General features: G+C 40.3%; 15 protein-coding genes. 14 read left to right on the forward strand and 1 reads right to left on the reverse strand.

From position 1 onward, the window contains the following. Positions 1-133 precede the first annotated feature (133 nt). From AC0VYA_RS08475 to AC0VYA_RS08490, 4 genes are all read left to right on the forward strand, one after another. The gene (locus tag AC0VYA_RS08475; protein WP_475490699.1) at positions 134-1,405 is read left to right on the forward strand and encodes a DUF2130 domain-containing protein; all 1,272 of its coding nucleotides are present in this window, start codon (positions 134-136) and stop codon (positions 1,403-1,405) included. Between the two features lie 109 nt (positions 1,406-1,514). Next, on the forward strand, positions 1,515-2,060 hold the full coding sequence (locus tag AC0VYA_RS08480) for a DUF7004 family protein (protein ID WP_475490700.1): 546 nt from the start codon (positions 1,515-1,517) through the stop codon (positions 2,058-2,060). Positions 2,061-2,076: 16 nt separating this feature from the next. Beyond that, a complete protein-coding gene (locus AC0VYA_RS08485; protein WP_475490701.1) occupies positions 2,077-5,358 on the forward strand; it encodes an STY4851/ECs_5259 family protein in 3,282 nt (1,093 codons plus the stop codon). A gap of 12 nt (positions 5,359-5,370) precedes the next feature. Continuing rightward, positions 5,371-11,676 carry a DEAD/DEAH box helicase gene (locus AC0VYA_RS08490; protein ID WP_475490702.1) on the forward strand — a complete coding sequence of 2,102 codons (6,306 nt, stop codon included), beginning with the start codon at positions 5,371-5,373 and terminating at the stop codon, positions 11,674-11,676. Positions 11,677-11,919: 243 nt separating this feature from the next. Here the strand turns inward: AC0VYA_RS08490 and AC0VYA_RS08495 are convergent, their stop codons facing one another. Beyond that, entirely contained in the window at positions 11,920-12,813 is an 894-nt protein-coding gene (locus AC0VYA_RS08495; RefSeq protein ID WP_475490703.1) for a hypothetical protein, read from the reverse strand. Between the two features lie 845 nt (positions 12,814-13,658). On the opposite strand from AC0VYA_RS08495, the gene AC0VYA_RS08500 reads away from it, so the two are divergent. From AC0VYA_RS08500 to AC0VYA_RS08545, 10 genes are all read left to right on the forward strand, one after another. Further along, positions 13,659-14,273 carry a hypothetical protein gene (locus tag AC0VYA_RS08500; protein ID WP_475490704.1) on the forward strand — a complete coding sequence of 205 codons (615 nt, stop codon included), beginning with the start codon at positions 13,659-13,661 and terminating at the stop codon, positions 14,271-14,273. Positions 14,274-14,412: 139 nt separating this feature from the next. Beyond that, on the forward strand, positions 14,413-15,936 hold the full coding sequence (locus tag AC0VYA_RS08505) for a metallophosphoesterase family protein (protein ID WP_475490705.1): 1,524 nt from the start codon (positions 14,413-14,415) through the stop codon (positions 15,934-15,936). 43 nt (positions 15,937-15,979) lie between these two features. Beyond that, positions 15,980-16,744: an SPOR domain-containing protein gene (locus AC0VYA_RS08510; protein WP_475490706.1), complete on the forward strand. Its 765-nt coding sequence runs from the start codon at positions 15,980-15,982 to the stop codon at positions 16,742-16,744. 158 nt (positions 16,745-16,902) lie between these two features. Then, complete coding sequence (locus tag AC0VYA_RS08515; RefSeq protein ID WP_475490707.1) at positions 16,903-17,550, forward strand: hypothetical protein; 648 nt, start codon at positions 16,903-16,905, stop codon at positions 17,548-17,550. A gap of 166 nt (positions 17,551-17,716) precedes the next feature. Further along, positions 17,717-18,493, forward strand: coding sequence for a glycine-rich domain-containing protein (locus AC0VYA_RS08520; RefSeq protein ID WP_475490708.1), 777 nt, complete (start codon positions 17,717-17,719; stop codon positions 18,491-18,493). A 3-nt stretch (positions 18,494-18,496) separates the two neighbouring features. Continuing rightward, the gene (locus AC0VYA_RS08525) at positions 18,497-19,150 is read left to right on the forward strand and encodes a hypothetical protein (RefSeq protein WP_475490709.1); all 654 of its coding nucleotides are present in this window, start codon (positions 18,497-18,499) and stop codon (positions 19,148-19,150) included. A gap of 732 nt (positions 19,151-19,882) precedes the next feature. Next, on the forward strand, positions 19,883-20,512 hold the full coding sequence (locus AC0VYA_RS08530; protein WP_475490710.1) for a Tn7 transposase TnsA N-terminal domain-containing protein: 630 nt from the start codon (positions 19,883-19,885) through the stop codon (positions 20,510-20,512). Next, the gene (locus AC0VYA_RS08535; protein ID WP_475490711.1) at positions 20,509-22,482 is read left to right on the forward strand and encodes a transposase; all 1,974 of its coding nucleotides are present in this window, start codon (positions 20,509-20,511) and stop codon (positions 22,480-22,482) included. The genes AC0VYA_RS08530 and AC0VYA_RS08535 overlap by 4 nt, the downstream gene beginning before the upstream one ends. Before the next feature lies 1 nt (position 22,483). Further along, entirely contained in the window at positions 22,484-23,461 is a 978-nt protein-coding gene (locus AC0VYA_RS08540) for a TniB family NTP-binding protein (protein WP_475490712.1), read from the forward strand. Further along, positions 23,442-25,142, forward strand: a complete 1,701-nt coding sequence (locus AC0VYA_RS08545; RefSeq protein WP_475490713.1) for a TniQ family protein — start codon at positions 23,442-23,444, stop codon at positions 25,140-25,142. The genes AC0VYA_RS08540 and AC0VYA_RS08545 overlap by 20 nt, the downstream gene beginning before the upstream one ends. Positions 25,143-25,186: the final 44 nt, after the last annotated feature.

Consider the following 25,186-nt stretch of genomic DNA (forward strand, 5'->3'; position numbering starts at 1 on the left):
AATATTTAAAATTAGTAATAAATATTTAAATTTGTATTGTTTTATTTTCTGTAAATATATGTAAATCAATGGCTTATGAGTTGGCATCCTTCCTGTAATAAATAATTATCTCTTAATTTATAGGAACCAACCCATGTCAAACAAAATCATTATCAATTCAACCGAGTCTATTACTTGTCCTCATTGCGAACAGTCGTTTGCACTGAAGGACGCCATTGCGCATCAACTTATTGAAAAGCATGAGAGCGACTATCAGTCGATGGTTCATAAAGAGCTGGCGTCAATGCGCGCATCTGCGTTAAAGGAGGCAGAAAAAGCAGCCGCCAAAGACTATCAAAAAACCATTGCAGAGCTGAGCGAGAAACTGACCCAGAGCAATGAATTCACTGAAACATTGAAGCTGCGTATCCAAGCTGAAAAGAAGAATGTTGAAGAGCAGGTGCGTGAATCGATGCAACTTGACGCCCAAACGCTCAAAGACTCCCTTGCCGCGAAGGATAAGCAGCTGGCGCAATTCCGCGAAGAAGAGCTTGAATTACGCAAACAAAAGCAAGCATTGGAAGAGCGGCAAAAAAATGCTGATGTTGAGCTTGCAAGAAAGCTGGATCAGGAAAAACTGACCATTAGTAACCAACTTTCAGACGACTTCAAACTTAAAGAAGCAGAGTGGCGCAAGAAAATCGATGATGCCTCAAAAGCCAATGATGATTTGAAACGCAAACTCGATCAAGGCTCGCAGCAGTTACAAGGTGAAGTGCTTGAACTTGAGCTTGAAACAGAGTTGGCGACTCTTTATCCGCTTGATGATATTGACCCGGTTAAAAAGGGGGCCAATGGTGCTGATGTTTTACACACTGTCCGTTTACGTTCAGGAAGTGCCTGCGGAAAAATCGTCTGGGAGACCAAGCGAGCAGCAAATTGGTCAAACGGGTGGGTAACGAAACTTAAAACTGATATGCAGCAGGTTAGCGGTGACATAGGCGTGCTGGTATCTACGGTTTTTCCTGCTGGCGTGAACGAGCCGTTTCTTGAACAAGATGGCATTTGGTTGGTGAAACCGAATTTTGTCAAAAGCGTATCGCAAGCATTGAGAACTGTATTGACCGAAACGCAGCGTCAGCGAGCTGTAAGTGCAGGTAAAAACGAGCAAATGGAAGCGTTCTACGACTACGTATGTAGTACGCAATTTGTACAGCGTATAAAAGCCGTGGTCGAACACCAGGAGCAAATGCGCCTGGAGCTGGAAAAGGAAAAATCAGCGATGCAGCGCATCTGGAAGAAGCGTGAAGGGCAAATTGGCGGTATCACTAATCAGATGATGTCAATTTGCGGGGAATTGCAGGGATTGTCGCATGGAAGCATGCCACTGCTTGATGAAATTTCACCATTGGATCAAGTGAGTTAGTGGCAAATCACCAAACGGCGAGTTTCGTGCCGTTTGGTTTCTCTAACCCCTTCAAATTCGTCCCTTGCTAACTCTAAGCACCTTTCATTAATTTCTTCTGGAGGTTTGTATGACTTTTAGTATCAACGATAGCTTTCTATCAAACGCGAGATTGATAGCTGTTTTAAAAGATGGCAGCAGTATGGTTTTCGCCAAAGGTAAATTCGATACTTGGTGTATCTACCAAGTTTGCGGTAGAAGGGCTAACGCGATAAAGGATGTAGACGTTTTCGCAATGTTGGCGAGATACACCAGTACCTCAGAACGATTCACTATGTACAACGATTTCCTGTATGTATTTGATATGGTGAAAAAAGTCGTAGATTATGATTTAGTGGATAGGATAAAATTTAGCTCAAAGAAATACAGCGACCCAGCGGAAACTGAGTACATTCTTATTTTTCTTTATGCAGGGATGATTGCAGAAGAAAATAAGAAAAACGCTATTTTAAAAAAGTTTATTAAGCGACTTGGAGTTCACCAAGTATTGATTGAAAAACTTGCCCCTGTGACAGCCGCAAATTATTCCAGAGGAAAAAAGTGGCAAGAACTTAGACAAGAATGTCAGGCGAGAGGATTTTACTCTTGTTTTAACCAAGCTCAATTGAGTGCATAAAAGGAAGTATGTGTTTATGACCCATTTATCCCCCAACCAATTTCTATCACAAATGTTTGCTAACCGTGGTTTAACCGCAGTCACTACGGAGCCACTATTTACTTATCAATTACAACAAAACGAATACCAAGATCTGAAACAAGTAGTCGTGACGTTCAGGCCTAAAATTAGAGTGAGTGAACAAAAGCATAAACAGTGGGCTGCATGTTTTGTTATGTGGTGTTCCGAATGGTATCGACGGGAATATCAAGCGAGTGATGGATGGTCTTGGGCTGCTATTTGGCAGGATTTAGGCTTTGAGTTGAACGCTCCAGAGATTAGAGAGTTGATCCCGATCGGGATGGAATCTTATTGGCGCAGACCAATCCGTTTTTACACTGAACGTCGGAACTTTCTGGGGTCTGTGTTTATTGAAGGCGGATTGCCTTTTCTACTAATAAGTTCAAAAGATAATAAATTTGGCGAGTTAATTAGAAAGGTGTTGGCTAATTATTATCAGGTCGACTTACTAGGAATTAAACTAGGTGGTTTAATCAATCGGTACGTAAACTCCTTACCTACCGTTTTCTCTGAAGATGAATCGATAGAGTTGATTTCAAGCCTCATCAGAAATTTGATGGGATTGGCCGACAAAATTGATGTCCAGTCGCAAAACGAACTGCCGTCTGACCAATTAGATAAAATAATTCCTAATTGGCGTAACCAGTTTCCAATTCCTTTGGATAATGCCACTGGAAAAGGCTTGCTCGATAATTGGCTGCGCGGTGCGTGGTCTGCTAGTTCGTCCATTAAAAAATTCCAAAAGAAACTATTTTGTAAACATTATTTTGACTTCAAATCCCTCACGTTTACTTCGGAGGTATCGCTACCTCAAAAACTTAACTTTAAGTTTGGTAAAGAAACCGTGAATTCGAGTCGCATGGATTTAGGATTAGATGAAGGCAGCGTTAGACGAGCAAACTTCGGTAGTGTTTATGCTCAGTTCGAAAACAAACACACGGTGATATCAACTAGGAAAAAAGGAGTTCGGGTGCCTCGCAGTAATGTGCATGCAAGGTTGTACGTGAGTGTTACTCAAGCAGGTATACGAATCGAAGAAACAGAAATACCTGATTCTTCAATCTCCTTGGGAGATGTGCCAATTGGGTTTGTTTCAAATGAGGATAAGTATGAATTCGTTGGGCAAGCAAGTTTCACAACTAAACATCCAACCATTTACCTCTTAACTCCATCAGAATACGCATTCGACATTATTACTGGTCAATGTACTAAGGTAGATGAATTGATCATTGAGGGTAGGTCCTATGCCTGGTACGAAACGACAGGGGATCTACGATTCTCCTTTGAAGATAGCCAGTATAGGATATGTACTAATTCATCTTCTAATACCAGTGGAATGCTACGCTTAGTTGGTAATGAAGTTATATGGCAAAGTAAGCCTTCGAGCGTGTACTTAGGTCTACCAGAGGTAGAAGCTATTGATGATAGCTCCGATATCAATTATGCCTTTACTAGTTATATCGATAATAAAGCAGTAAAAACGGCTAAAGAGTATGAGCTTTACGGTACTCATACCTTGTCTGTTAAGAACAGAAACAACGATACCCTCATTAGGCGAAAAATAGCGGTACTTCCCAGCGATTTAACTATTAGTTTTAGTTGTGAGAACAAAGCTGCGGAAATAACGGTATCAACTGAACGTCCTATTTCAGCGAGTTTGGTGGCTGAGGATGCAAATGTCACTTCAGAAAAGACGTCTATCAGTCGTCGATTTTTAATTGAGCCAAATGGTTTACCTCCCGCAAAAGTAACATTGCTCGTACAGGCGAACTTAGAGTGTGACCCGATTGAATTAACGCTTCCGTATCCAGCTTCAGGGATCTATGGCTATGACTCAGCTGGCCGCATCCTAGATAACGAGCTTACGATCAATCAACTCCTAGGATCGGAAGTTTTCCTTTATTCGCACAAAGCATATGTTGCTAAGTTTAAAGTAGAGTTTTTGTTGCTACCCATTAGCAAGAACTCACCATCATACTTATCTTATATTTCGGTAGCAGATAAGCCCCAAATACTGAGTTTATATAGTTTTAAGGAAAAAATTATTGAGCTGCTGTCTTTGTCAGATAACTTAGATGCACAGGTTCAAATTTCCATTTCAGATTCGTCGAATATGAAGAAATACATCGTAAGAAGATTTGCTTCAAATATCAAAATAGATCGAATGGATGATTTAATCTCTTTTGAACATGGGCAGCTTGAAAGCATTGAGCATTGTCCACTTGCGATGAGAATGGCTGAGCCTGAAAGAAAACCGATTCAATTACAGCCTAGGATGTTGGGTAGTGTGACGTTAGATAGGTTTGAAATTGCGAATGAAATGAAAAAAGAAGGACCTTGGTTAATAATCCCAAGTCAAAACGTTGATGTCGATTTTAGACCTACGTTTTATCCTACTAATATTGACGTTCTTATGAGCGACATTTCAAGTATTCAAACTGCCATCAAGGTTTACCATCCGGCGAGTGCTCCGAGTGTGATTACAGATTTTTTATATCGTATGACATCTGATATAGAACACCCTAGTTGGGGGTATTTTCGTAACCTCTGGGATAACTTTGGATATCTACCACTCTCCACATTTGAAGCATGGAAGGCGCTTGTTAAAACGCCAAGCGCTTTGACTATCGCCTTATTTAAGTTTGAGATGAATGAGGAATTCGTCCGCCGAATTGATGCTGAATTTCCCATCTTATGGGAGTTGATTTCATTAGAACATTGGATTTTCGCAAAAAATTGCTTTAGTGAATGGCTCATAAAGCTTGGTGCAGACGAAAAATTAATAAACGGTCAAATTACCAAAATGTTTGACCGGTTCAGTCGAGTAATACCAAGTTTTCCTACTCCAATAATTGAACATTTCAAAGGTCAAGATCTAGCACCGCGTTTACTACCTACGCAAGAAAAAATGCTTATTAATAGTTTATGGCTGCAAGATTTAATACGAGAACACTCTGAATCAGATTGGCCCATCAGCTTGAAATATGAGATTGAAAAAGCCGCCGACGAACTAGGGGGTATCAGAGATTTAATTGACTTTCCACACTTCAGGCAATCATCAGTTGTTCTGTATCCGGTTCTTGCGGCGGCCTTTGCTATAGGTAAATTACAGTTCGTAGATATATTTCGTAACGACAGCAATACAATACATGCTCTAAAAGAGTTAAGAGACTTCGATTCTACTTGGTTCTCCTCAATGTATAGCTTCTCTATAAGTTATTTTTCTTACCAAGATTAAAAGGATCTAAATATGAATTATTTTGCAGATTTAGTCGCTCAGTCATTGAGCCGAGCTAAAGAATCGACTTTAAGTGTGTTAGGGATAACCAATCCTGCACTGCGTAAACATCTTCAGGATCAAATGCAAAGCCCGTGTGGCGATGAAGGCTCATTTCTGGCATCTCCACTGTTTGAGCACACATTCGGGTGGACTCCGTCCTCATCAACTTTGAACACGTTAGTGACGGATAAATTGCTTTCTAAAAAAGTCGTGGATTCACTTGATAAAAAAACGGTAACAAATGCTACTGGTGTCGAAGTGAGCAACAAATATCAGTTCAAAGCTGAGTATTACCCTTACACCCATCAGTTGGAAAGCTGGAATACCCTGCTTTGCGAAGAAGTAAAATCTGTCGTTGTTACAAGTGGCACAGGATCAGGTAAAACTGAGTGTTTTATGGTGCCGGTATTAGAAGATTTATATAGAGAGCAGCAAATCAAACAGGAAAAACTAGAGGGCGTACGAGCTATTTTTTTATACCCTTTAAATGCGTTAATAAACTCCCAGCGCGAGCGATTACATGCATGGACACAAGACTTTGGTAGTGACATACGGTTTTGTTTATACAACGGTAATACCGAAGAAAAAGAAAACCGTATGCGGTCAAAACAAAGCTCAATACCTAATGAAATTCACTCTCGCGAATTAATGCGTAAAGAGCCAGCCCCGATTCTGGTGACAAACGGTACGATGTTGGAATACATGCTAATCAGAAATGTTGACGCACCTATCATTAGTAAATCGAAAGCAGAAAAATCGCTACGATGGATTATTCTGGATGAGGCTCATACATACGTTGGCTCCCAAGCTGCGGAACTCTCAATGCAACTGCGACGAGTTCTACAAGCGTTTGGTGTAGAAGCTAAGAATGTCAGGTTCGTCGCTACGTCTGCAACCATTGCGGATGACGATGGCGAAGGTCAACTTCAAAGTTTCCTTGCGGAATTAGCGGGAGTACCTGAGTCTCAAGTGATAGTGATTGGTGGAAAACGAGCTATCCCTTCACTTACTTTTGAAAATTCAGACAATATCTCATTTGCAGATATGTGCTCGATCCCAGCCGACATTCCCAAGAAGTCAGAGGATTTTGACCCAGAAGTATCTGTCGCAAGATTTAACGCTTTGTGTCAGTCAAAAACGGCTAAGACAATTAGAGATAAATTTGTCACGAGCGATAAACCGATAAAACTCACGGTATTAGTTGAATATCTTAATGCGACATTTCCAGAGCAAGCCTTTAATCAAACTACGGTTCTACAGTGGCTAGATCTTTTGACCGGTACAAAAAAGGATATAGGTTCGCAGGCATTTTTGAAGGTTAGAGCACACTTTTTTCAACGGATGCTCAATGGTCTATGGAGCTGTATTGATCCAAATTGTGAAACAAAGACCAGTTCAGTTCTTAATGGCCACTGGCCTTTTGGTAACGTATATGTAAGTCAAAGAAGTCGTTGTAATTGTGGTGCACCGGTTTGTGAGGTCGGCTTTTGCAATGACTGCAATGAACCACACCTATTAGCAATTGAAAAAAATGGTGTTATTGCACACAGAGAGGCAAATACATCAGACGAGTTTTCTTTGCTTGTCGATGACGATGAAAATAATGATATCTCTGCTAATGATGAAGGTAAAATACGGGAGGCTTCACCCGTAAAAAATGAAACACGCCATTCTTCTCCCATAACTTTACGCGCAGAGGCTAATGATAACGGAAGTTTTATTGGTGTAGGTATTAATAAAACTAACGGTAACATTGGAGGGTTGGATGAAAAGATAAAACTGTATCTATTTCAAAATTATGAAAATGAATGTGGTAAATGTGAATATAAGGGGTTTTCAGGACGTAAACCCATACGTAGAGCTATGCTTGGTGCTCCATTCTATGTAGCCAATGCAGTCCCTACGTTATTAGAGTTCTGTCCCGACCCCGCCGTTGATAAGGGGTCTAATTTAGGGCCCAACAGCTTACCTGGTAGAGGTCGAAAACTAATTACGTTTACTGACAGTCGTCAGGGTACAGCTAGAATGGCCGTGAGGATGCAACAAGAAGCTGAGCGTAGCAAACTAAGAGGTTTGGTGTTTGAAGTACTCAAAAAGAAACAGCTGGATGCCCGAGTAGAAAACAAAATATCACAAGAAGAGATAGAGGCATTAGAGTCTCAAGTGGAAAGACTGCTAAATGCAGGATTGAAGGATATAGCAAAGGAAAAGCAAGATGAAATTGACCAAGCAAATTTAAGTACGTCCATATTCACTCCGGCTGTTTTGTCATGGACTGATTTAGTGAAGTCTTTACAGCTTTCTAATGATATTAAAAATGGGATGTTGGATTACAACAAGTACGCGAACCCTGAAGTATTTGACACTTCGAGTGGCCCACAAAAATTAGCTGAAATGTTGCTAATGAGAGAATTTGCAAGACGTCCTAAACGCCAAAATAATTTAGAGACTCAAGGGATCGTGAAGCTAGGATACGTTGGTTTGGATAAGGTGACTGTCGCTCCACCCAATTGGGAGTCACATGGTTTGACCTTAGAAGACTGGCAAGATTTTCTTAAAGTAACATTAGATTTTTATGTTCGAGAAAACACGTATATTAAACTCGAAGATGACTGGCGCATATGGATAGGGTTTAAGTTTGCACCGAAAACTTTGATTAATCCAACTTCAGCAGAGGAAGATGAAAACCGCGTCAAAAAGTGGCCTCAAATAAAAACGACGAGTTTGAATCGGTTGGGTAAGCTGTTGGCGCTGGGCGCGAACTTGGAGGCTTCAAATAAGAGTGACAAAGATCAAATGAACGAGTGGCTCAGGTCTGCTTGGGCTGCTTTGACCACTCATCGAGTATTAGATAATGAAGGAAATCAATTTTATCTAAACAGAGAAAAAATAACATTTTCCTTTAGTGATAAGTTTTTTGTTTGCCCGGTCACCAACAAGCTTATTGATACTACATTTAAAGGGTTAACTCCTTATTTGCCTCGAAACTTCACACAGGGTGATTATACCTGCAAAGTAGTGAATATGCCCCCCATCTGGTCATTTGATATATCTCAAGAAGATTATAGAGATGGCTTAAATAAGATCAGAGCGATGGTTAGTGATGATAAAGATTTAGCTACACTACGAGTCGAAAATTTATGGACTGATATTAACGATAGGGCTATCGAAGGTGGCTACTATTACAGAACGGCAGAGCACTCGGCGCAGCAGTCAGCAGATCGTCTGAAATACTATGAGGACAGGTTTAAAGAAGGAAAGGTAAATGTTTTAAACTGCTCTACCACTATGGAAATGGGGGTTGATATAGGGGGCATTTCCGCTGTAGTAATGAATAATGTTCCGCCACACCCTGCTAATTATCTCCAAAGAGCGGGCCGGGCCGGTCGAAGTAACGAATCAAGAGCGATAGCTTATACTTTGTGCAAAAGTAATCCCCATGATAATGAAGTCTTTAACGACACAGCATGGCCATTCGTTACAAAAATTCCCGCCCCTCAAATCTCACTAGATTCCGCACGCCTCGTATCGCGCCACGTTAATTCCCTGCTTTTGTCGATTTATCTTCGAGAGGTTATAGGCGCTACAAATAAAGAAAAAACAAATTTAAATTTACAATGGTTTTTTGAAGTGGAAGGTGAAGGTTTATCTGTTTGTGAGCAGTTCAAAGCGTGGATGGATGCATCTTCTGATTACATTGACGATTCGATCAAGAGTCTAGTTCGAGGGACTGCATTAGCGGGTAATGAGGTACGGGGAATTATTAGTAGAACTAAACTGGCTATTGGGGCAATGCAAGAACGCTGGCTTACACAACTGGAGCAATTGAACGGCGCTTTAGATAGTGCAGAAAAAGATTCCCCATTTGAATATAGAATTAGCTTAGCGTTAAGTCGGCATCGTAATGAATATCTCCTTAAAGAGTTAGCAGCAAAAGCATTTTTGCCGGGATATGGTTTCCCTACTGATGTGGTGACATTAAATAACACAAACATCATTGATTTCAGAAGGGAAAAGGCCGGGAAAAAATCAAAAACTAAACTCAGAGAAGACAATATCTCTCAGCTAAGAGGCATGCCTTCTCGAAATCTTGCTATTGCAATTAGAGAATATGCGCCAGGGGCACAATTGGTCATCGATGGTAGAGTTTTCCGCTCTGCGGGTATCTCCTTAAATTGGCAGAAGATTGGTGTAAATTTTAAAGAGGCACAAAGACTTGATACCGCATGGAAGTGCGCTCACTGTGGTCAAACAGGACTGTATTCGTCAGGCGAAGTTTTAGACGAAGTTAAATGTTCTCGTTGCGAGCATAAAGTACCGCCATCGATGATCAAAAAATCTATACAACCAACAGGCTTTGTAACTGATTTTTTTGATGCGCCAGAAAATGATATATCCACTCAAAAGTATATTCCGGTCCAACCTGCCTGGTTATCGCTTAATGGTAAAGAATTCGCTTTACCGAACCCAAGTATTGGGTTTATGAGCTACGGGAATAACGCTACGTTATTTCAACACTCGTCTGGTGAATTTGGAACTGGCTATGCGGTATGTTTATCTTGTGGTAAGGCAGAATCGATGACGGTAGATGGTGAATTTCCGAAAGGTTTATCTCCTGACTCTGAACACAGGCCTATTACTACAACACCGAATTCCAAAGACTCGGATGGATATCAGCCTCCGTGTGATGGCAGTACTTCAGTTCACTCTAATATTCACATAGGTTGCTCTAGTTTAACCGATGCTTTTGAACTAACGCTTAAACACCCAGTTACAGGTCAATATATCGATGTGTCTGATCAAGGGGAGACAATCGGACTTACTTTGGCGGTTGCATTAAGGAATGTATTAGCTAATAAATTGGGTATTTCGACATCCGAAATAGGCTATGCAGTTAGACCTTCAAGAGTATTAAGTTCAAATCTTCCAGCAACGGTTATACAACTTTATGATGCCGTAAGTGGTGGCGCAGGGTTCGCAACTAGTGCTGCCAGATTTATCGATAGCCTTATATTGAAAGTAATAGACGATCTCAAGTGCGAAGCGAACTGTGAAGATGCATGTTCAAATTGCTTGTTAGATTCGAATACTCGCCATGATGCAAATCACTTAAATAGGCGTACGGCATTAGATTGGCTTGGTGCTGAATATGGTAAATTTGTGTCTCTAGCTCAGGAATTTAATTATCTAAAAGGCTCTGCATACTGTCACGAATCTATAAAAGAGGCGATATCACATCAGATAAACAAAGGGGCTAATTCGGTAAAAATATGGTTATCAGGTGATGTAAATGAATGGGATTTAAATTCTCGTCACGTGCATATGTTTGTGTATCAAATGCTTAAAGTGAACAATGTAGAATTAGCTTTTGTTGTACCAAGCATCAATCTAGGACAAGCAGAAAGGCGCTCACTTTTTCGCTATCAGGAGCTAGGAGTAGCTCTACTGAGTACTAATAACAAGCTGTCTAGTGGGAATATGGTAACTCTTATCAGTAACCAAAGCACGGAACTCGCTATAGCGAGTCAAACTGTGAGTCTAATTTCGCCAAATGCATCGTGGCTCGATAACAATAATGAAGATATGCTGGTGAAATCAGATGTTCCACAAGGATTTATTTTTACTCAGCTTGATACAAGCTCTTGGGGTGACACTGAAAAGGGAGGCGGAAAACGCATAGAATTTAGTTCAGAGCTAAATGGCGAAATTAGAACATTCGGCGATAGATTTTGGTCGCTTATTGGCGGTTCATTTCCTTCATTGAAAGATGATCTAGAAAGTAGCAGACTTAGCGAAATCAAATATACAGACAGATATTTGCAGTCTCCCTGGTACATTATTTTGTTTGGTGAGCTTATTAGAGCTTTGCCAAGATCATCAAACACTACGTTTGAACTTCAGACTTTATTTTCAAGCAAGCAATCAAAGGGCAAACTCATAAATCATGATTGGTCTGTTTCGGCTGATATGACTGATGTAATGAATTTATGGTTTGATAAAGGCATAAAGGTACCGTGCTTTGTGGATCTTCATGACGATAAAAAACACATATCTCACAGACGGGAATTGGTCCTGAAGTTTGAAAATGGAAGCGAGTACAGCGTAGGATTTGATCAAGGCGTAGGCTATTGGAGGCACAGACTGTCTCATAATAAACATTATTTTGATTTTTCTGATGTTAATAACCAATTAACGCAAATGTATGAAGCTTGGAATAGTGGAAGAGTCGAAAACGGATTTGATTGGAAAACGGTTCTATATCTTAACAAATTGTAATCTGGAGAAAGCTTTTAGAACGGGAGCCACGTTACTGCTAGGTCGTATTAAATTTAATAATATACGATCTAGCATTGATTCTGCGCTGTATGAAGGTTGAGACCTTCATTGTAGGGAAATGAAGCCACAAAATGCCGATGTTGACCGATTTAATCGAACCAGTCTATTACGTCAATTCTTTGCTGGTCATGAAAGAGACTAAACTCTGAATAAAGAGCGTTAACTGGCTATACGGTAAGCTCTCTATAACCTTTCAAAGGTATCACGCAGCTCACGAGCAAGCCGCTCTGGGACGACTTGCTCATCACTTTTTCGGCTTTCCACAATTGCTAATAGCTGTGAAATCCGTACTTTATTATGAATATGGCGTTGAGCAAGCGCGCTGATAACCATCAAAGGCAACGAGTTCCCTAGTGGTAAAAATGCCGTTGGGCTAAGTTCTTCAAAAAAGTGATTTGCAATGTATCGTCGCCAAGCTGGATAGTAGCTGTCAAATTGGGCAGCAAGGTCCACAGAAAGCACCAAGCTCAATACCCATGAATTGGGTCGTAATCGTAGTAACGTCTCTGCAAGCATGAATAGTTCAAGCGGCCAGTCTACAAAAAGCTCACTCTTTTCACTTTCATGAAGTTCAATGATCGAGAAATTAAAAATATCCTGCATTGGTGAGGAGGCTTCCCATTTATAATAGCCGTCAGCGTGAATGGATAGTAGGCAACGCTCTATCTCATCAAGTAGCGCATTATCATAATGCTTGTTGATCTCCGTTATCGTCATATTATCAAGAAACTCAGTCACAAGTGGAAAGTCTTCCTCCAAACGTTTCCAAGGACTATCACTCATCGCACGAAGCAATTTTTGTTCTCGAAGGTGGGCGTCACATATCATTAGATGCTCTTGCTTCAAAGGGGTTTGCTGGGCTACATAATATAAGGACCATACAATTATGGGATATTTAGAATAGTGAGACAAAAGACCTTCAACAGATGTCGTACCTGTACTCACCAACTCTGAAACTAAGTGAGCAGCTTCAACTTCCTCGCCCATGAAATCTGGCGCTTCAGGCATATTCGTAGGTGAAAACGAGCCGTTTTTCCAACCAGAGAGAAAAACGCCTTCGATGCATAATCCGCACATGTTAATATTCCTTGTAGGTTGTAGCGATTAGGTTAAATGACACACTTTATCTAAAGTATTAGATGTCCTAAAGTACGACGTGAGGCCAAGTCCAAGGTGTAACTCAATAAGTCTGTTAGGCCCTAACACGTGACATTGTGCGACTCACTTACGCAGAGTTACAGCACAGGCTGGAATAGGGAAAGATTAAACTTTATTCTTGAAAGAGAAACAGACCCGCAGTTTAAGGTATTATATACGAATAGTCCCCTCCAGTAGCCGCAGTTCACATGCGTATCCGTCAGGTATTTCCTGCCAAGAACAGTTAGCTTATTTATTAAACTAAATATTAAGTCACATTAAATAATAAACGTTAAAATATGTATATTTTACAATATGTTAGTTGGTATTTTTAGACTAACACAGAACTATGTTAAAGAACAAAAAATCTACATTTATTGCGTTTTGATGTTGGCATCACTAGCACTTTTCTCTGTAAGCTAATGACACTGAAAAGAGCAAACGAGGCGTTAAAAATGGCAAAATATCGCTACTCATCTGACCTGTTGTATTTGTTAAACCACAGTACTCAATCTCGTGAAACGAAAGCTAAAGCGAATAAATAGTCGCAGAGTTTCTGTGCTCTACGCTCAACGTAAGCCTTCCCCAAAGAGGGTAGTCACGTATGAGTACATTGCATCAGTCAAAAAAAGAGGTCAGCGAATTTATGAACGCAGATTGATATCTCAAAACAACTACAACAAGCGACAACTTAAAAAATATGTCAAAAAGTGCGAAGCGAGAGAACATTCAAGCTTTCACTACTTGCACTCTTTCAAACTCAAACCTGCTTCAGCGAGATATCGATGACAGACTCTAAGCAAAAACAGTCCGATTTAAGCGATGCAGCAGTGAATGCATTGTGTAAAATTTCAAGACTACGTTCATACGGATTATACGAGCTTAATCAAATCAACAAACTTTTGATTATCTTTATAAAAGAGCCAAGCGATTGTTATTTTTTGGAGGCGATTTTTCATAACTATATCGACGACATAATTGAAAATATTTTTTACGCTATCGCTGAAGATGAGCTGTCGACAGAGCAAGTGCGAGAAATTGAAGATTTTTTTTTGAAGGCTACTTTTATATATGACAAAGCTAAAACAGAGGTTTGTGACAAAATATACCGCAGGTGGATGATAACTAGAAGCATTGTCATTCGGTTGGTCAATCGACGGTACGGTGCGCTTAGCGATAAGTTCTTGGAGTGCCTCGATTTCGATTACTTTCGCGAATTAATATCCACAAACAGTATTCCTTATAGCGCGCTATCAGCGGATAGTCGAAGAAATGAGAAGCTCAATCTAGTTAGGATAAATGAACTCAAAGCTGTTGCTTTGATTAAACAATGTGTTTTAGAAAACAATGAAATAGGCTTCAGGCTAACTGACCGGGGACTCAGCTTACTTAAACGGTAGTGGTAAAACTTGATTTCATGGTTAAATTTCATACAAAAAGTTTGTTTTTTATGAAATTGCACTATAAGTAGTATGAGCAGCACTTAATCAAATGGAGTTATTAAGTGCTATCTACATTAAAGTGTAAGGGAGCAACGGAATGCGTAATAACTGGTCGATTGTTATTCATGAAGTCACTCAAACCACAGCTGCTATATGGTTTGGGACTTTAAAAAGTGACATGAGAAAGTATGAGTTATTCGAACTTCATGTTCACGAAACAAAATCTCTGGGCGCTGGCACAGACTCAAGTGCCCATATTACAACTATTGAAATAGATGGAAGAAAACTTAAGAAGCCTTTTAAAGGTTCTGGTCAACGGTTCTATGGCGTCGAATATCTTCAAGGGTTAAAGTCAGGTTGTTGTTATAAAGTTGAGCTTCATCGTCCAAGCCAAGACATTGGATTATCCAAGAAAATTGATAATAGGCAACTGTCATTTGGTACGTTTAGAACGTTGCCTGAAAAGCTCGTGGCCAAAGAAAATGGTAAGCCTTTAGTTGTTATGCTTGGCAGTTGTTTCTATCCTGATGACGACGATTTTGTGGTGGGCCAGGCATATGAATCTTTGTTGGCCTCTGGTAATGACCTCGAAAAGCCTGATATAAAGTTTTTGACAGGTGACCAAGTCTACTTAGATATTGGACTTGATTCGCTTTCTCCTGTGTATCAAGAAGTTCAGGAGCGTATTGCAGAAGATTATGCGTTGTCTTGGTTAAGATTACGCAGAATGTTGCGACATGGTGGTACATGGATGTTAGCCGACGATCATGAGTTCTGGAACAATTACCCCCACACTACCGGCAAAAATCCCTATTTATGGATGCTTCATGCAAATCGATCGATTAAGGAAATTTGGGAGAAAAGCGCTCTAGATGGCGTTAAAAATGTTCAACGAATTTTGCCCCTTCGGCAAATTGATATTAGTGATCAAATCTCTTTTTTACTTGCAGATACACGAACTGAGCGTACAGAATACAATAAGAGTAAGCCATCCGAAAATAGGTTTATGTCAGAAACAGATTTAACGAAATTGGAAGACTGTATAACGACGCTAACATGTCCTGGTGTTCTCGTTCTCAGTCAGCCGCTTATTGTTAAACCCGGCGGTGAGGTTGATAGAAACTTGGCCGATTATCACGAACAGTATTCAAGAGTGCTAGAAGCGTTATCAAAATGCGCCCACGATATGCTGGTACTTTCTGGGGATGTTCACTACGGACGAATATCAAATATAAGTCTCGGTAATAGTGGCCGTACTCTTCACGAAATAATTGCTTCACCCATGTCTAACCTTACCGGTATTGACGGTAGGTTTGCTGCTAGCAAATCAAAAAAAATAAAGACTTTTCCCCCAATCCAAAGTGAGGGAATACCAAAACAGGAAGTGAATTATCCTGAACACTTTTGGCGAGTGTCATCACAGCGTACAGGCGGTATTTTTGGGATAGGTGATTATACTAAAACGAAAGAGCATTTCTCTACCTTGGCTTTTTCCTTAAATGCTGATGGGCAAGTGATAGTTGACGTGAAGACGTGGTTGCTCAAAGAAAAAAGTAGGAGTGGCAAACCTAGAGAGCAGTTTAAAACGCCGAATGAGGTTTACTCTATTACACTGCAGTAGCTAAACGAAGAGCTGCGAGGTGATAAAAAAAGGGAGATTTATAATGTGCAAGGAAGAGAAAGTCGCTGTCATTGTCGGAGCAGTAGCTGCAATAGCACCACTGGCTGTTGAATTTGTTTCGCTAGACGCCGCTGAAATTACAAATCGTGTTGTAGACTCGAGCGAACACGCGATTGGATATTGTATAAAAGTCTTTGGGCTTATGTTCGTTGGCGGGTTTGTCGTTTGGATAAACAAAGAAAAGTTAATCTCTAAGGCTTTTCAGTTGGGGGTTATGGCCCCTGCAATTATTCTAGGCATGGTCACCACAAGTAGCTTAGAGAATGCAAAAGAAGAAATAGAAGTGCTTTCAGAGCAACTAGCTAATCAACCGGATGTTCGAGCGAATGTCATTCCCAACGGTGTTGGATATGTGTTACCGCCGGAACAAAGTGATAGAACATTTTTTTCACTTTCATTCTTCTCGCAAGCCCACGCAATTACTGAACTTGAATCAGAACCTGTTATAGGTAAACACAATACGCCGTCATTGATTCAAAGGCTTTGGTACGGCGCTACGGGTAAAATTAATAAGGGGTGGTTTGTCATCGTTGGGTCACATACGAACGATGCTAGTGCGACTGCTCAAGCCAATTCACTTATTGACAAAGGGTTTAATGCTAAGGTGTATGAGCCATTTGGTGTTAGCAAGTATTTTGGAGTGATGATCGCATCATATGTTTCGTTAGAAACCGCAAGAGAAATTAAAGAAGAAGCCATTGTTAAAGGTTTACCAGAGGATATCTACATTTGGAAATGGAAATCGTAGTTGCGTATTTATGCCTACTTAGTTGCATTTCAACTATTGCAAAAACTTAACGTAGCTGGGGTCTACAAGAATTTCGTTTATCGAGTGTGGCTTGTTGTTGGCGTAAATCTGAAACGTTAAAAATACGTCGACGCGAAAATTAATGAAGAGAACAAGAAATGGAAAAGAAAGCGATTCAACTACTGATCAGCAATATCAAACTAAATAAATTCGGACCGAATGATGACCATGAAGACATTATTTTGCTGAGGTTTGCGCTTGAACAGCCGTATGAGAATGTTGCAGTCGTAGAGAATGTCACGACTATCAGAACCAAAGACGCAATGAATAAGCTAAACGGTCAATGGAGTGAGGATTTTTCAAAATCGTTGATATTCAAGTCTGGATTAAGGGGGAAGGCCAAGCTCTCAATAGAAATTGTCTCAGTGGACAAAGATACTCCCGGAGAAAAAGCATTCAAAACTTTTTTCAAGTCGCTTCTTTCTGGAATCTTAGGTGTCTGGACGAAAGGCTTTGGAAGCGCTTATGTTGGAAGTATAACTTCAACCACTGGCACTTCGTTGACGGACATTATCGAGGAAGATGATGATGCAGATATCGTTGGAAAAGCAGAAGTGATAATTGATTCTGAGCGGTTAGATGATGTTTATGAGCTTCCATTAGTCGTCACAAAGCCTATCACTAAAAAAGTTACTCGACGAAATCCGAATTCAGGCTCTGCCATAAGACGTATCAGGGAAGAGGTAGTGGTTATTCCTGCTGGAGAAAACGGAATGATTGCCATAAAGCTAGATGACTTGAGTTAACTAGGCCAATTGTCGTTTGCAATGCGTTACCCAACCCAGCCCATTATACTTAGCGATTGTCGTGATCCGGGGTTGTTTTCACGTGATAATCGCAGGTGAGTAGATTTTGACTTGCCTCCAGACTTTGACTATCAAAATAAGTAATGAAACTACAGGAGTAAGTGTTATGGGCGTCCAGTGTAATCCTTTAATCACAATACACATACGTCACCTTCAGCCTTTGATCTTTGATAAATATGACATTTCTCCGTCAGACGCTGAATTGGCTATAAAATATTTGGCCGCTTTTTTTGATGTGAAAACTCATCAACCAAATAAACCGATTATACTTCCCCAGATAGCTGATTGGGCTTGGCACGAATTGATACTCGATACCAGAAAATATAGATTGCTTTGCCATCAAATATTTGGAAGATTTTTGTCACATATAAAGGAGAACTTAGCCTCATCTAAACGTGACCTAAGAGCGGAATTTGAACATTCATGCAAATTTTTGCAAGAAACCTACAATCTAAGCGTTGGTGACAACTCTGACGAGTGGAAAGAAAGTGGCTGGGGGAAACCAATGTACCGCCTTCGCGAACCAGTAGATAAAGTGGTTTGCAATCCTTGTAGAGCCTTTGAACTGTCTACTCTCAAAGAGGAACACTGGTTGTATCAAAAGGTTGAAAATTGGTTGCCTTTACGTTTAATGCAAAGGTTTGGCCTATCAGCCAGTGCAGCTCAGTTCGGTGTTTTAGAGCACATCACACATATGATAAACCTCAAAAAAATAGGCAACCGCGCGGAAGACATATCTTTACTTGGAGAGCTGGCATGGCAAGAACACATCCTCTGGACAGATCATTACACCGAGGATTGTAAAAATCTCTTTGGTTACTTCTTGCATCACCATTACAGACCCAATAAGAGGGTACAAGCGAGCCAAACTATTTACGAATAGCCAATGCTGGATTCACAGGAAAAAACTTGTATTTTTGGAGTACTTGCTATGGATAATTTATGGATAGTAGAGACCTTAAAAATAGCTTTGACGGTAGTAAGCTTTTTAGTAGCAGCAATTGCTATTTTACAAAATCAAGAGCGTTCTCGTCGCGAACTTGCGACAACACTAATATATAATTGGGCTAACCACCTTGATTGGCCTACTAGTCGTGCGATCGGTCTTCTAGCTGATTTAAAAAAGAGCGTTGTCGTGAGTATAGACAATCGTGAAGAGGCTGAGTTTCAAGTTGAGTTTTATGACGCTATTTTAAGTGTATTAACAGTTGAGTTTTTGCAACGAGATCTCCCGGCTAAACCTAAGCCTGGGGACATAACATTCTGTATTTCAGCAGAGCAAAGTGCTTTTATTAGATTTCTATGGGTGCGTTGGCTAAACCGCTTAGAAGGGACACTTACTGCATGGCAACAGGGTGCAGCATCAGAGAAAATCATGCAGAGTGAGTTTAAACCATTAGTAGAAGGTAGAAAGGCAGAATTAAAGGCCTTAGAAGATGTAAGATTTGGCTTGCCTGTTATAGAGAGTTTTTTTGACGAGCATTTGAGTAAAGAAAAGTTACCGCGTAAAAAAATTCTAGGCCTTTGGCCTTTACCCTAAAAAGTATTAACACCGGCTTAAGCCGACGCTTCTCTTGAAAGTAGCTTAATCCCCGATTTGGATAAAAGTATCGAACCTTAAATTGGGATACAAAGTAGGACTAGTCGATTTAACATAAAAGATTGGAAACGAATTATAGATCCGCTTAGTAATGGGGGGCCTATGGGAATGATTCCTAAGTGGTCTAGGTCCTCGAGCGTTTAATCAAAAAATCGCGTTGATGACACCACAAGTAAACTTCTCGCTGCTTGAGACAAAGCTTGTCTTATTTGACAATATTAGCGCCTCTTATTTGAATTCATTAGAATAAGGAATACGTTTACTCTTTGTTAACCTGTTTATCCCTATTAAAAAGTTAACGACCTTAATGAGGTATGCACAACAATTGGGTCAGATCACTAATACCCCCATCATCTAATGAGCGTAATGGTCAAATATTTTTGACCAGAGTTCAGCTAATAAGATTGAAATCAATTGTTATTATAAGCATATTCCTTTTTTGACTAACAATAAATGTGCTTCAAACCTAATTATTTTGCGTTGAAATATCTCTGAAGTAATTCAAATTTTATCAGTCACTTAGTATCGTTACATCTTAATTTACTTCTACATTATTTATTTTACCTAATATTAAATCCTTTAAAAACAATGATTTATTAGTTTTTCTGAATTGGCGTTCGAAAAAAGTTGAGCTAGTGTTATTTCTCATTTTTACTTTTTTAGAGTGACATCATGACATTAGCAAGACAAATCAACAAAGCGACAATCGCAAAAATCGCACGTAATAGCTATAGCCGTAAATCGAGTTCGATGCAGTACATGGAGTCCATGCTCGAAAGTGACATTTCATTGACGTTGGACTTCGATAAAAACGTTAAAAGCTACATTACGCAGCCGGATTCTTTTATTAATACCAGCAATGAGCACGGTTGGCGACGGTATACACCGGACATTTGTATTGAATATGCGGACGGAACACACGAATTTGTCGAAGTTAAACCAAAATGTAAAACACTATCTGACAAGTTTAAAGCTAAATTTGAGTTGCACTCTCGCATCGTTTTTGAGCGCACCGGGGTCAAACTTGTGTTGTTTACAGAGTCAAAAATTTCTCCAACGCGGCTAAATCAATATAGGCAACTTAAAGCCTATTGCAGGCTTCCACTGGTAAACAGTGTTAGCAATGCGGTCATTGATTATGTATCCAGCAAAGGTGAAGCAACATTGAAGACTACCGAGGAGATTTGCAGTCAATTTAACGTAGAGAGTTACTATCCGATGATAATGCTCTCACATCAGCAAATTCGCTGTGTGACTGACGATGTAATTACGAGAGAGTCCCTCGTGGAGGTGACTGTATGAATTACGGTAATTCTAAAAAAAAATCAATAATCGCTAAACAAACGCACGGGCTTTTTCAGGCAGGCATGTTAGTTAGATACAACGGTGAGCAATATAAAATTAGCACGGCGCATTCGGAGTACTTTGTTCTACTCCACTTAATAACGCATAAACCGCTGATGCTGATGGCAGAGCAGTGGCAGGAGGCTTATTACAGCGGCTTAATTTCTGTTGAAAAGCCTACCACTCAGATTGTCGTAAGTCCTATCACCGACGGTACTAAATTAGCAGAAGCTGAACGTATTCTGGCATATCTCAATGAACTTGACACTCGGTCTCATCCCGGCTCTGTCACGACACGTGAAAAAGTCATAAATTATATTAGTTCACGTATTGGTGATAAAAATCCTCCACACGAAATGCAGCTTTATCGTTGGAGCAAAAAATGGGAAAAAGTTGGTAAAAATATAAGTGCTTTTATAAATGTAAAACAAAGTCGAATCAAGCCTGTGACGGGAGCACAACTTGATTTTGCGATGTTCATCATTGATAAGTATTTTATGGTTAAATTTGCTGATAATCGCAGTGCGCTCTATCGACATTATGTCGCTGAATTTGAAAAAGAAGCAAATCAAAGCAAATTCGAACTGAGCGGTAAGCCTATGTCGAAAACGGCTCTTGATAATATACTCGACTCGCTTGATCCTTTTGAAGTAACCGCTGCACAAAAAGGACTAGCTGTCGCTCGAAATAAGTATCGAGATAGCAACGAAAAAATCGTGACAAATTTTCCCGGCGAGCGCGTCGAGATTGATGCAGTGCACCTCAATCTTGGTTTAGTAGATGAAGACACGGGAGAGTATAGTGGCAAAGTTATTCTTTTTTTAGCGATTGACGTTCATACAAGATATATTTTGGGTTACTCAATAGTGCATGGTTTAAATCCGGCTGAGTCTTCAGAAGGAGCAAAAAACTTACTTCAGCATATTGTCTCGCCCAAATTGAGAAATGGCAATTATATTAATGAGTGGGTTTGCGTGGGAGTGCCGTATTGCTTTCACGCAGATAATGGACCGGCGTTTATCGCTGAAAATACATTGCGAGTATGTGCAATGCTCAATGCTGATTTACACCGCTCCGAATCAAAAAAATCTCAACGTCGGCCTTTTATCGAACGCTTTAATCTAACTCTTCGCGAGCAATTGATGGTCAATATTCCTGGGTATCTGGGCAAACGACTTGATAGATATAACTTTGAAAAAACAGTTGAGCAGGCCGCTGTCGTTTCGCTGCAAACTTTCACGCGTTATCTAGAAGAGTACATCGTCGATTATTATCATCAAAACCCCCACTCGGGGCTAGATGGATTAACACCCGCGCAAATGATGTTGAAATGTGAAGGTACTTATTTCAAACGCCCAGCACCTGATTTAGCTGTGATTAATTCATTAGTAGGATCAACCTTCAAAAGAACAATTCAAGCCACACATGGTGTGCAAATTGAAAATATCTGCTATCACAGCACTCAGCTAAAAGAGCTTCGTTTTTCGATGATGAAAAATCGGAAGAAAGAAAAACAAGTTCAAGTTGAGGTTATTTTTAATCGCAATGATATTTCATCAGTCACAGTGCTTGTCCCTGGCGCATTGGAGTCGATTATCGTGCCCGCGAGGGATAAAACGATACAGCCCGGCACAAGGCTTGCGCAACATAAAGCAACTAAAGCAGCGGCTACAGAAGGTTTTGAAATCCAGCGCTATGAATCTATTGGGCCGAAGCATGACGCACACAGCAAATCCAGTAAAAATGCCTCAGCTCCACAATCGCGAGTTGTAGAGCATGAGGTATATAATACGCCAGAAGTATTAATCGAGGGCACGTCAAGATTGGCGACCGATGACACGGCTCGGACAGTCAGAGTAGAAGATGAAGTTGATAGATCACATGCGAACAGTCGCACTATAACCCGCAAGCGCTCGGGGTCTAGTTGAAATGGATATAGTCATTGATAAAAGAGCCGTGATTTTACAGCGAGACGAATTTTTGCAGCGAATTGTGTGGTATCCCCGATTTGAACGCGCATACAAAACTATCAAGCACATTCTTGAATATGGAGGAACGGTCGAAGAAGCGTTGATTCTTATGGGGCCCGTGGGGGCGGGTAAGAGTTTTTTACTCCAAAAAATTCACAGTAACTATCCGATCATCGATACACCTGAAATGACATCTAGACCGGTCTTGTATCTTAGAGTGCCGCCAGAAAATACGCTGGGTGGTATGTTGCTAAATCTGCTAGATGCGCTTGGCGACCCAATGCCAGCTAGTTGCAGTATTGGTTTAAGACGTCTGCGCTTGAAAAAGCAGATCGTGACGCAAGGTACTCGAATGATTTTACTTGATGAATCTCAGTCTATTGTTCCCAAGGACGGAGGGGACGATAAGAGTATGAATATTAAATTACTACGAGAATTAATGGACGATTTGAAAATCCCATTGGTGCTTACGGGCAAAAAAGATGTTCGCGCAATATTGGCTGCTGATGATGCACTCAGGTCACGGGTTCGCTGCACACTGAGCTTAGATTACTTCTCTTGTAAAAATATAGATGATGCTCTGGATTTTGCCGACTACATGGATGTATTACTGCAGGTGTTTCCGCGGCAACTGCATGGTTTTAATTTTGTTTTGGAAACTGATAATGGGGAAATTTCGCTGAGCCAAAATATAAATAACCTCGTGCGTTTGATGTTGGCTAGTGATGGCTGTCCTCGCTCAATTCGATATATTTTGAAGTCTGTTATCGAGACAACGACTGCAGAAACGGTGGTGACGACTGCGCATTTGGCAAGCGTATTTTATATGTCAGATAACTTGGCAAAACCGCTTAATTTTAATCCATTCGATGCACCGTTCGCAAAAGTAAAAAAAGAAGCAGAAAAGAGGGGGCTATATGACAGTGACGCATTCTGAACTACCTATCCGCCCTAGACCACAGGAAGATGAAATGTTGTTAGGTTACATCTTGCGAGTAGCGCATCAAAATGGGTATCACTCGGTTCAAGCCGTACGTCGTTTGTTTTCACTTAAAAGTACTGACTTGCATAGCATAAATAGCCATTTTCTGCGTTTTAAAGACTTATTGAGTGAGTTATCTGTTTTAGTGAGAGTTGATTATGAAGTATTAGAACTGAATTTTGAAAATGAAATGGGTGGCCTATACAACAGTGAGCGAGCGGTTCAAGATATATCGACGTTAGAGGTAAATGTCTGTCTAATCTGCATGCACGAACAGAAAGCAATGCATAAAGATTGGCGAATAGCGCATGTAACTCATTGTCATATTCATCAATGTGAACTCACTTCTAAGTGCCCAAATTGTGATGCTTTTCTAAATTGGAAACCATCGCTATATTCACATTGTGAAAGCTGCAAAATAGGGTGGGATGATGTTGTTGTTGAAAAAAAGGAAATACCAGATTATCTATTACAACACATGAAATTGGCAGCTCCTCAACGATACGTGTATTGGCACCATCTTTACAAAATGGCTGCGTTGGCGATGAGACTCTATGATGCGCAGCTGACACCATTTCGTACATTTCCACCCGATATAAAATGCTACCAAACGCTTTTCTCGTTTTGTTTAAGAATGCTGGAGGATATAGCCTTCAGGGAAGAGCAGCTTGCTAATCGGGTGAAACATTGGAAAGAGTCAGGTGAGTTGAAATTTTTATCCGACAACTTTTTTGCTGCGCTTAACTATCAATATCAACAGGGCAATCCCTTTACTATCAGTCAAACTAGTTCGTCAGATCCTCATCCTGATGTCCAACTTTTTCAGACAAAGAAAATTTGGAAAGCGAGGCGAATTTTAGCTAACGATGAATTGAGCAACAGCGGTCATCTAAATGTTGGGACGCTAGCGCGGTGTTTACAGCGTCCAATTTCTGATATCTCATCAATGGTTAAAAACGGGGTATTGCAGACATTCGAGCAATCAAATATGCCTCGAGATTATTGGTTTAACTTAATTGATGTAGATGCATTGTTTGGAACAATACACTCAAAAATCCAGCAGCGCGAATTAAGCGGTGAAACTTTTAATATTATTACGTTGGAGGAAGCGGTTCAGTTGGTCAGAAGAAATAATTGGGGATTGGCTGATATTATATCTCTGGTAATCGATGGGCGGTGCGAAGTTTTCGTCCGCAATAAAAAAGAACAATTTCATTTGTTTAATATCTGTATCAATCGCGAGCAATTAATATTGGCGTTGGATGAATTTTTTCAAAGAGATAAAAATTGCGTCAAACCCAGCAAAATAGAGACTTTCTTTTACGCAAATGAGATCCATAGAATACATTTGATTCGGTTGATAAATAAACAGTTCGTTGAGCCGGAGGATGGCGAAGTTTTGTCACCCAAGAAAATAGAGCGTTTTCTGGAGCGTTATATTGTACTTAATCGCTGGTGTAAATTACGGAAATTGCCCATTCCCAAGGCAATTGCAACCCTATCGAAGCAGCAGATTTTCCCCGTATTGCATTCTAAGTCAGGAAAAGGTTTTTACATATTCAAGCGAGACAGCAATGTTGAATCACTGTTATTCGACTGTTTAGCTGATAGTGCAAATAGCGGCATTACACACTAACGTTAAATAAACTTAAAAAATCGCAGAACAATTCAACTCCAAAA

It is taken from the genome of Paraglaciecola sp. QJM3NY_14 (genome assembly GCF_056173245.1).

Excerpts from the sequence above, each read along its gene's own strand:
- AC0VYA_RS08475 (WP_475490699.1), top strand. The coding sequence starts at position 134 with ATGTCAAACAAAATCATTATCAATTCAACCGAGTCTATTACTTGTCCT.
- AC0VYA_RS08480 (WP_475490700.1), top strand. The coding sequence starts at position 1,515 with ATGACTTTTAGTATCAACGATAGCTTTCTATCAAACGCGAGATTGATA.
- AC0VYA_RS08485 (WP_475490701.1), top strand. The coding sequence starts at position 2,077 with ATGACCCATTTATCCCCCAACCAATTTCTATCACAAATGTTTGCTAAC.
- AC0VYA_RS08490 (WP_475490702.1), top strand. The coding sequence starts at position 5,371 with ATGAATTATTTTGCAGATTTAGTCGCTCAGTCATTGAGCCGAGCTAAA.
- AC0VYA_RS08495 (WP_475490703.1), bottom strand. The coding sequence starts at position 12,813 with ATGTGCGGATTATGCATCGAAGGCGTTTTTCTCTCTGGTTGGAAAAAC.
- AC0VYA_RS08500 (WP_475490704.1), top strand. The coding sequence starts at position 13,659 with ATGACAGACTCTAAGCAAAAACAGTCCGATTTAAGCGATGCAGCAGTG.
- AC0VYA_RS08505 (WP_475490705.1), top strand. The coding sequence starts at position 14,413 with ATGCGTAATAACTGGTCGATTGTTATTCATGAAGTCACTCAAACCACA.
- AC0VYA_RS08510 (WP_475490706.1), top strand. The coding sequence starts at position 15,980 with ATGTGCAAGGAAGAGAAAGTCGCTGTCATTGTCGGAGCAGTAGCTGCA.
- AC0VYA_RS08515 (WP_475490707.1), top strand. The coding sequence starts at position 16,903 with ATGGAAAAGAAAGCGATTCAACTACTGATCAGCAATATCAAACTAAAT.
- AC0VYA_RS08520 (WP_475490708.1), top strand. The coding sequence starts at position 17,717 with ATGGGCGTCCAGTGTAATCCTTTAATCACAATACACATACGTCACCTT.
- AC0VYA_RS08525 (WP_475490709.1), top strand. The coding sequence starts at position 18,497 with ATGCTGGATTCACAGGAAAAAACTTGTATTTTTGGAGTACTTGCTATG.
- AC0VYA_RS08530 (WP_475490710.1), top strand. The coding sequence starts at position 19,883 with ATGACATTAGCAAGACAAATCAACAAAGCGACAATCGCAAAAATCGCA.
- AC0VYA_RS08535 (WP_475490711.1), top strand. The coding sequence starts at position 20,509 with ATGAATTACGGTAATTCTAAAAAAAAATCAATAATCGCTAAACAAACG.
- AC0VYA_RS08540 (WP_475490712.1), top strand. The coding sequence starts at position 22,484 with ATGGATATAGTCATTGATAAAAGAGCCGTGATTTTACAGCGAGACGAA.
- AC0VYA_RS08545 (WP_475490713.1), top strand. The coding sequence starts at position 23,442 with ATGACAGTGACGCATTCTGAACTACCTATCCGCCCTAGACCACAGGAA.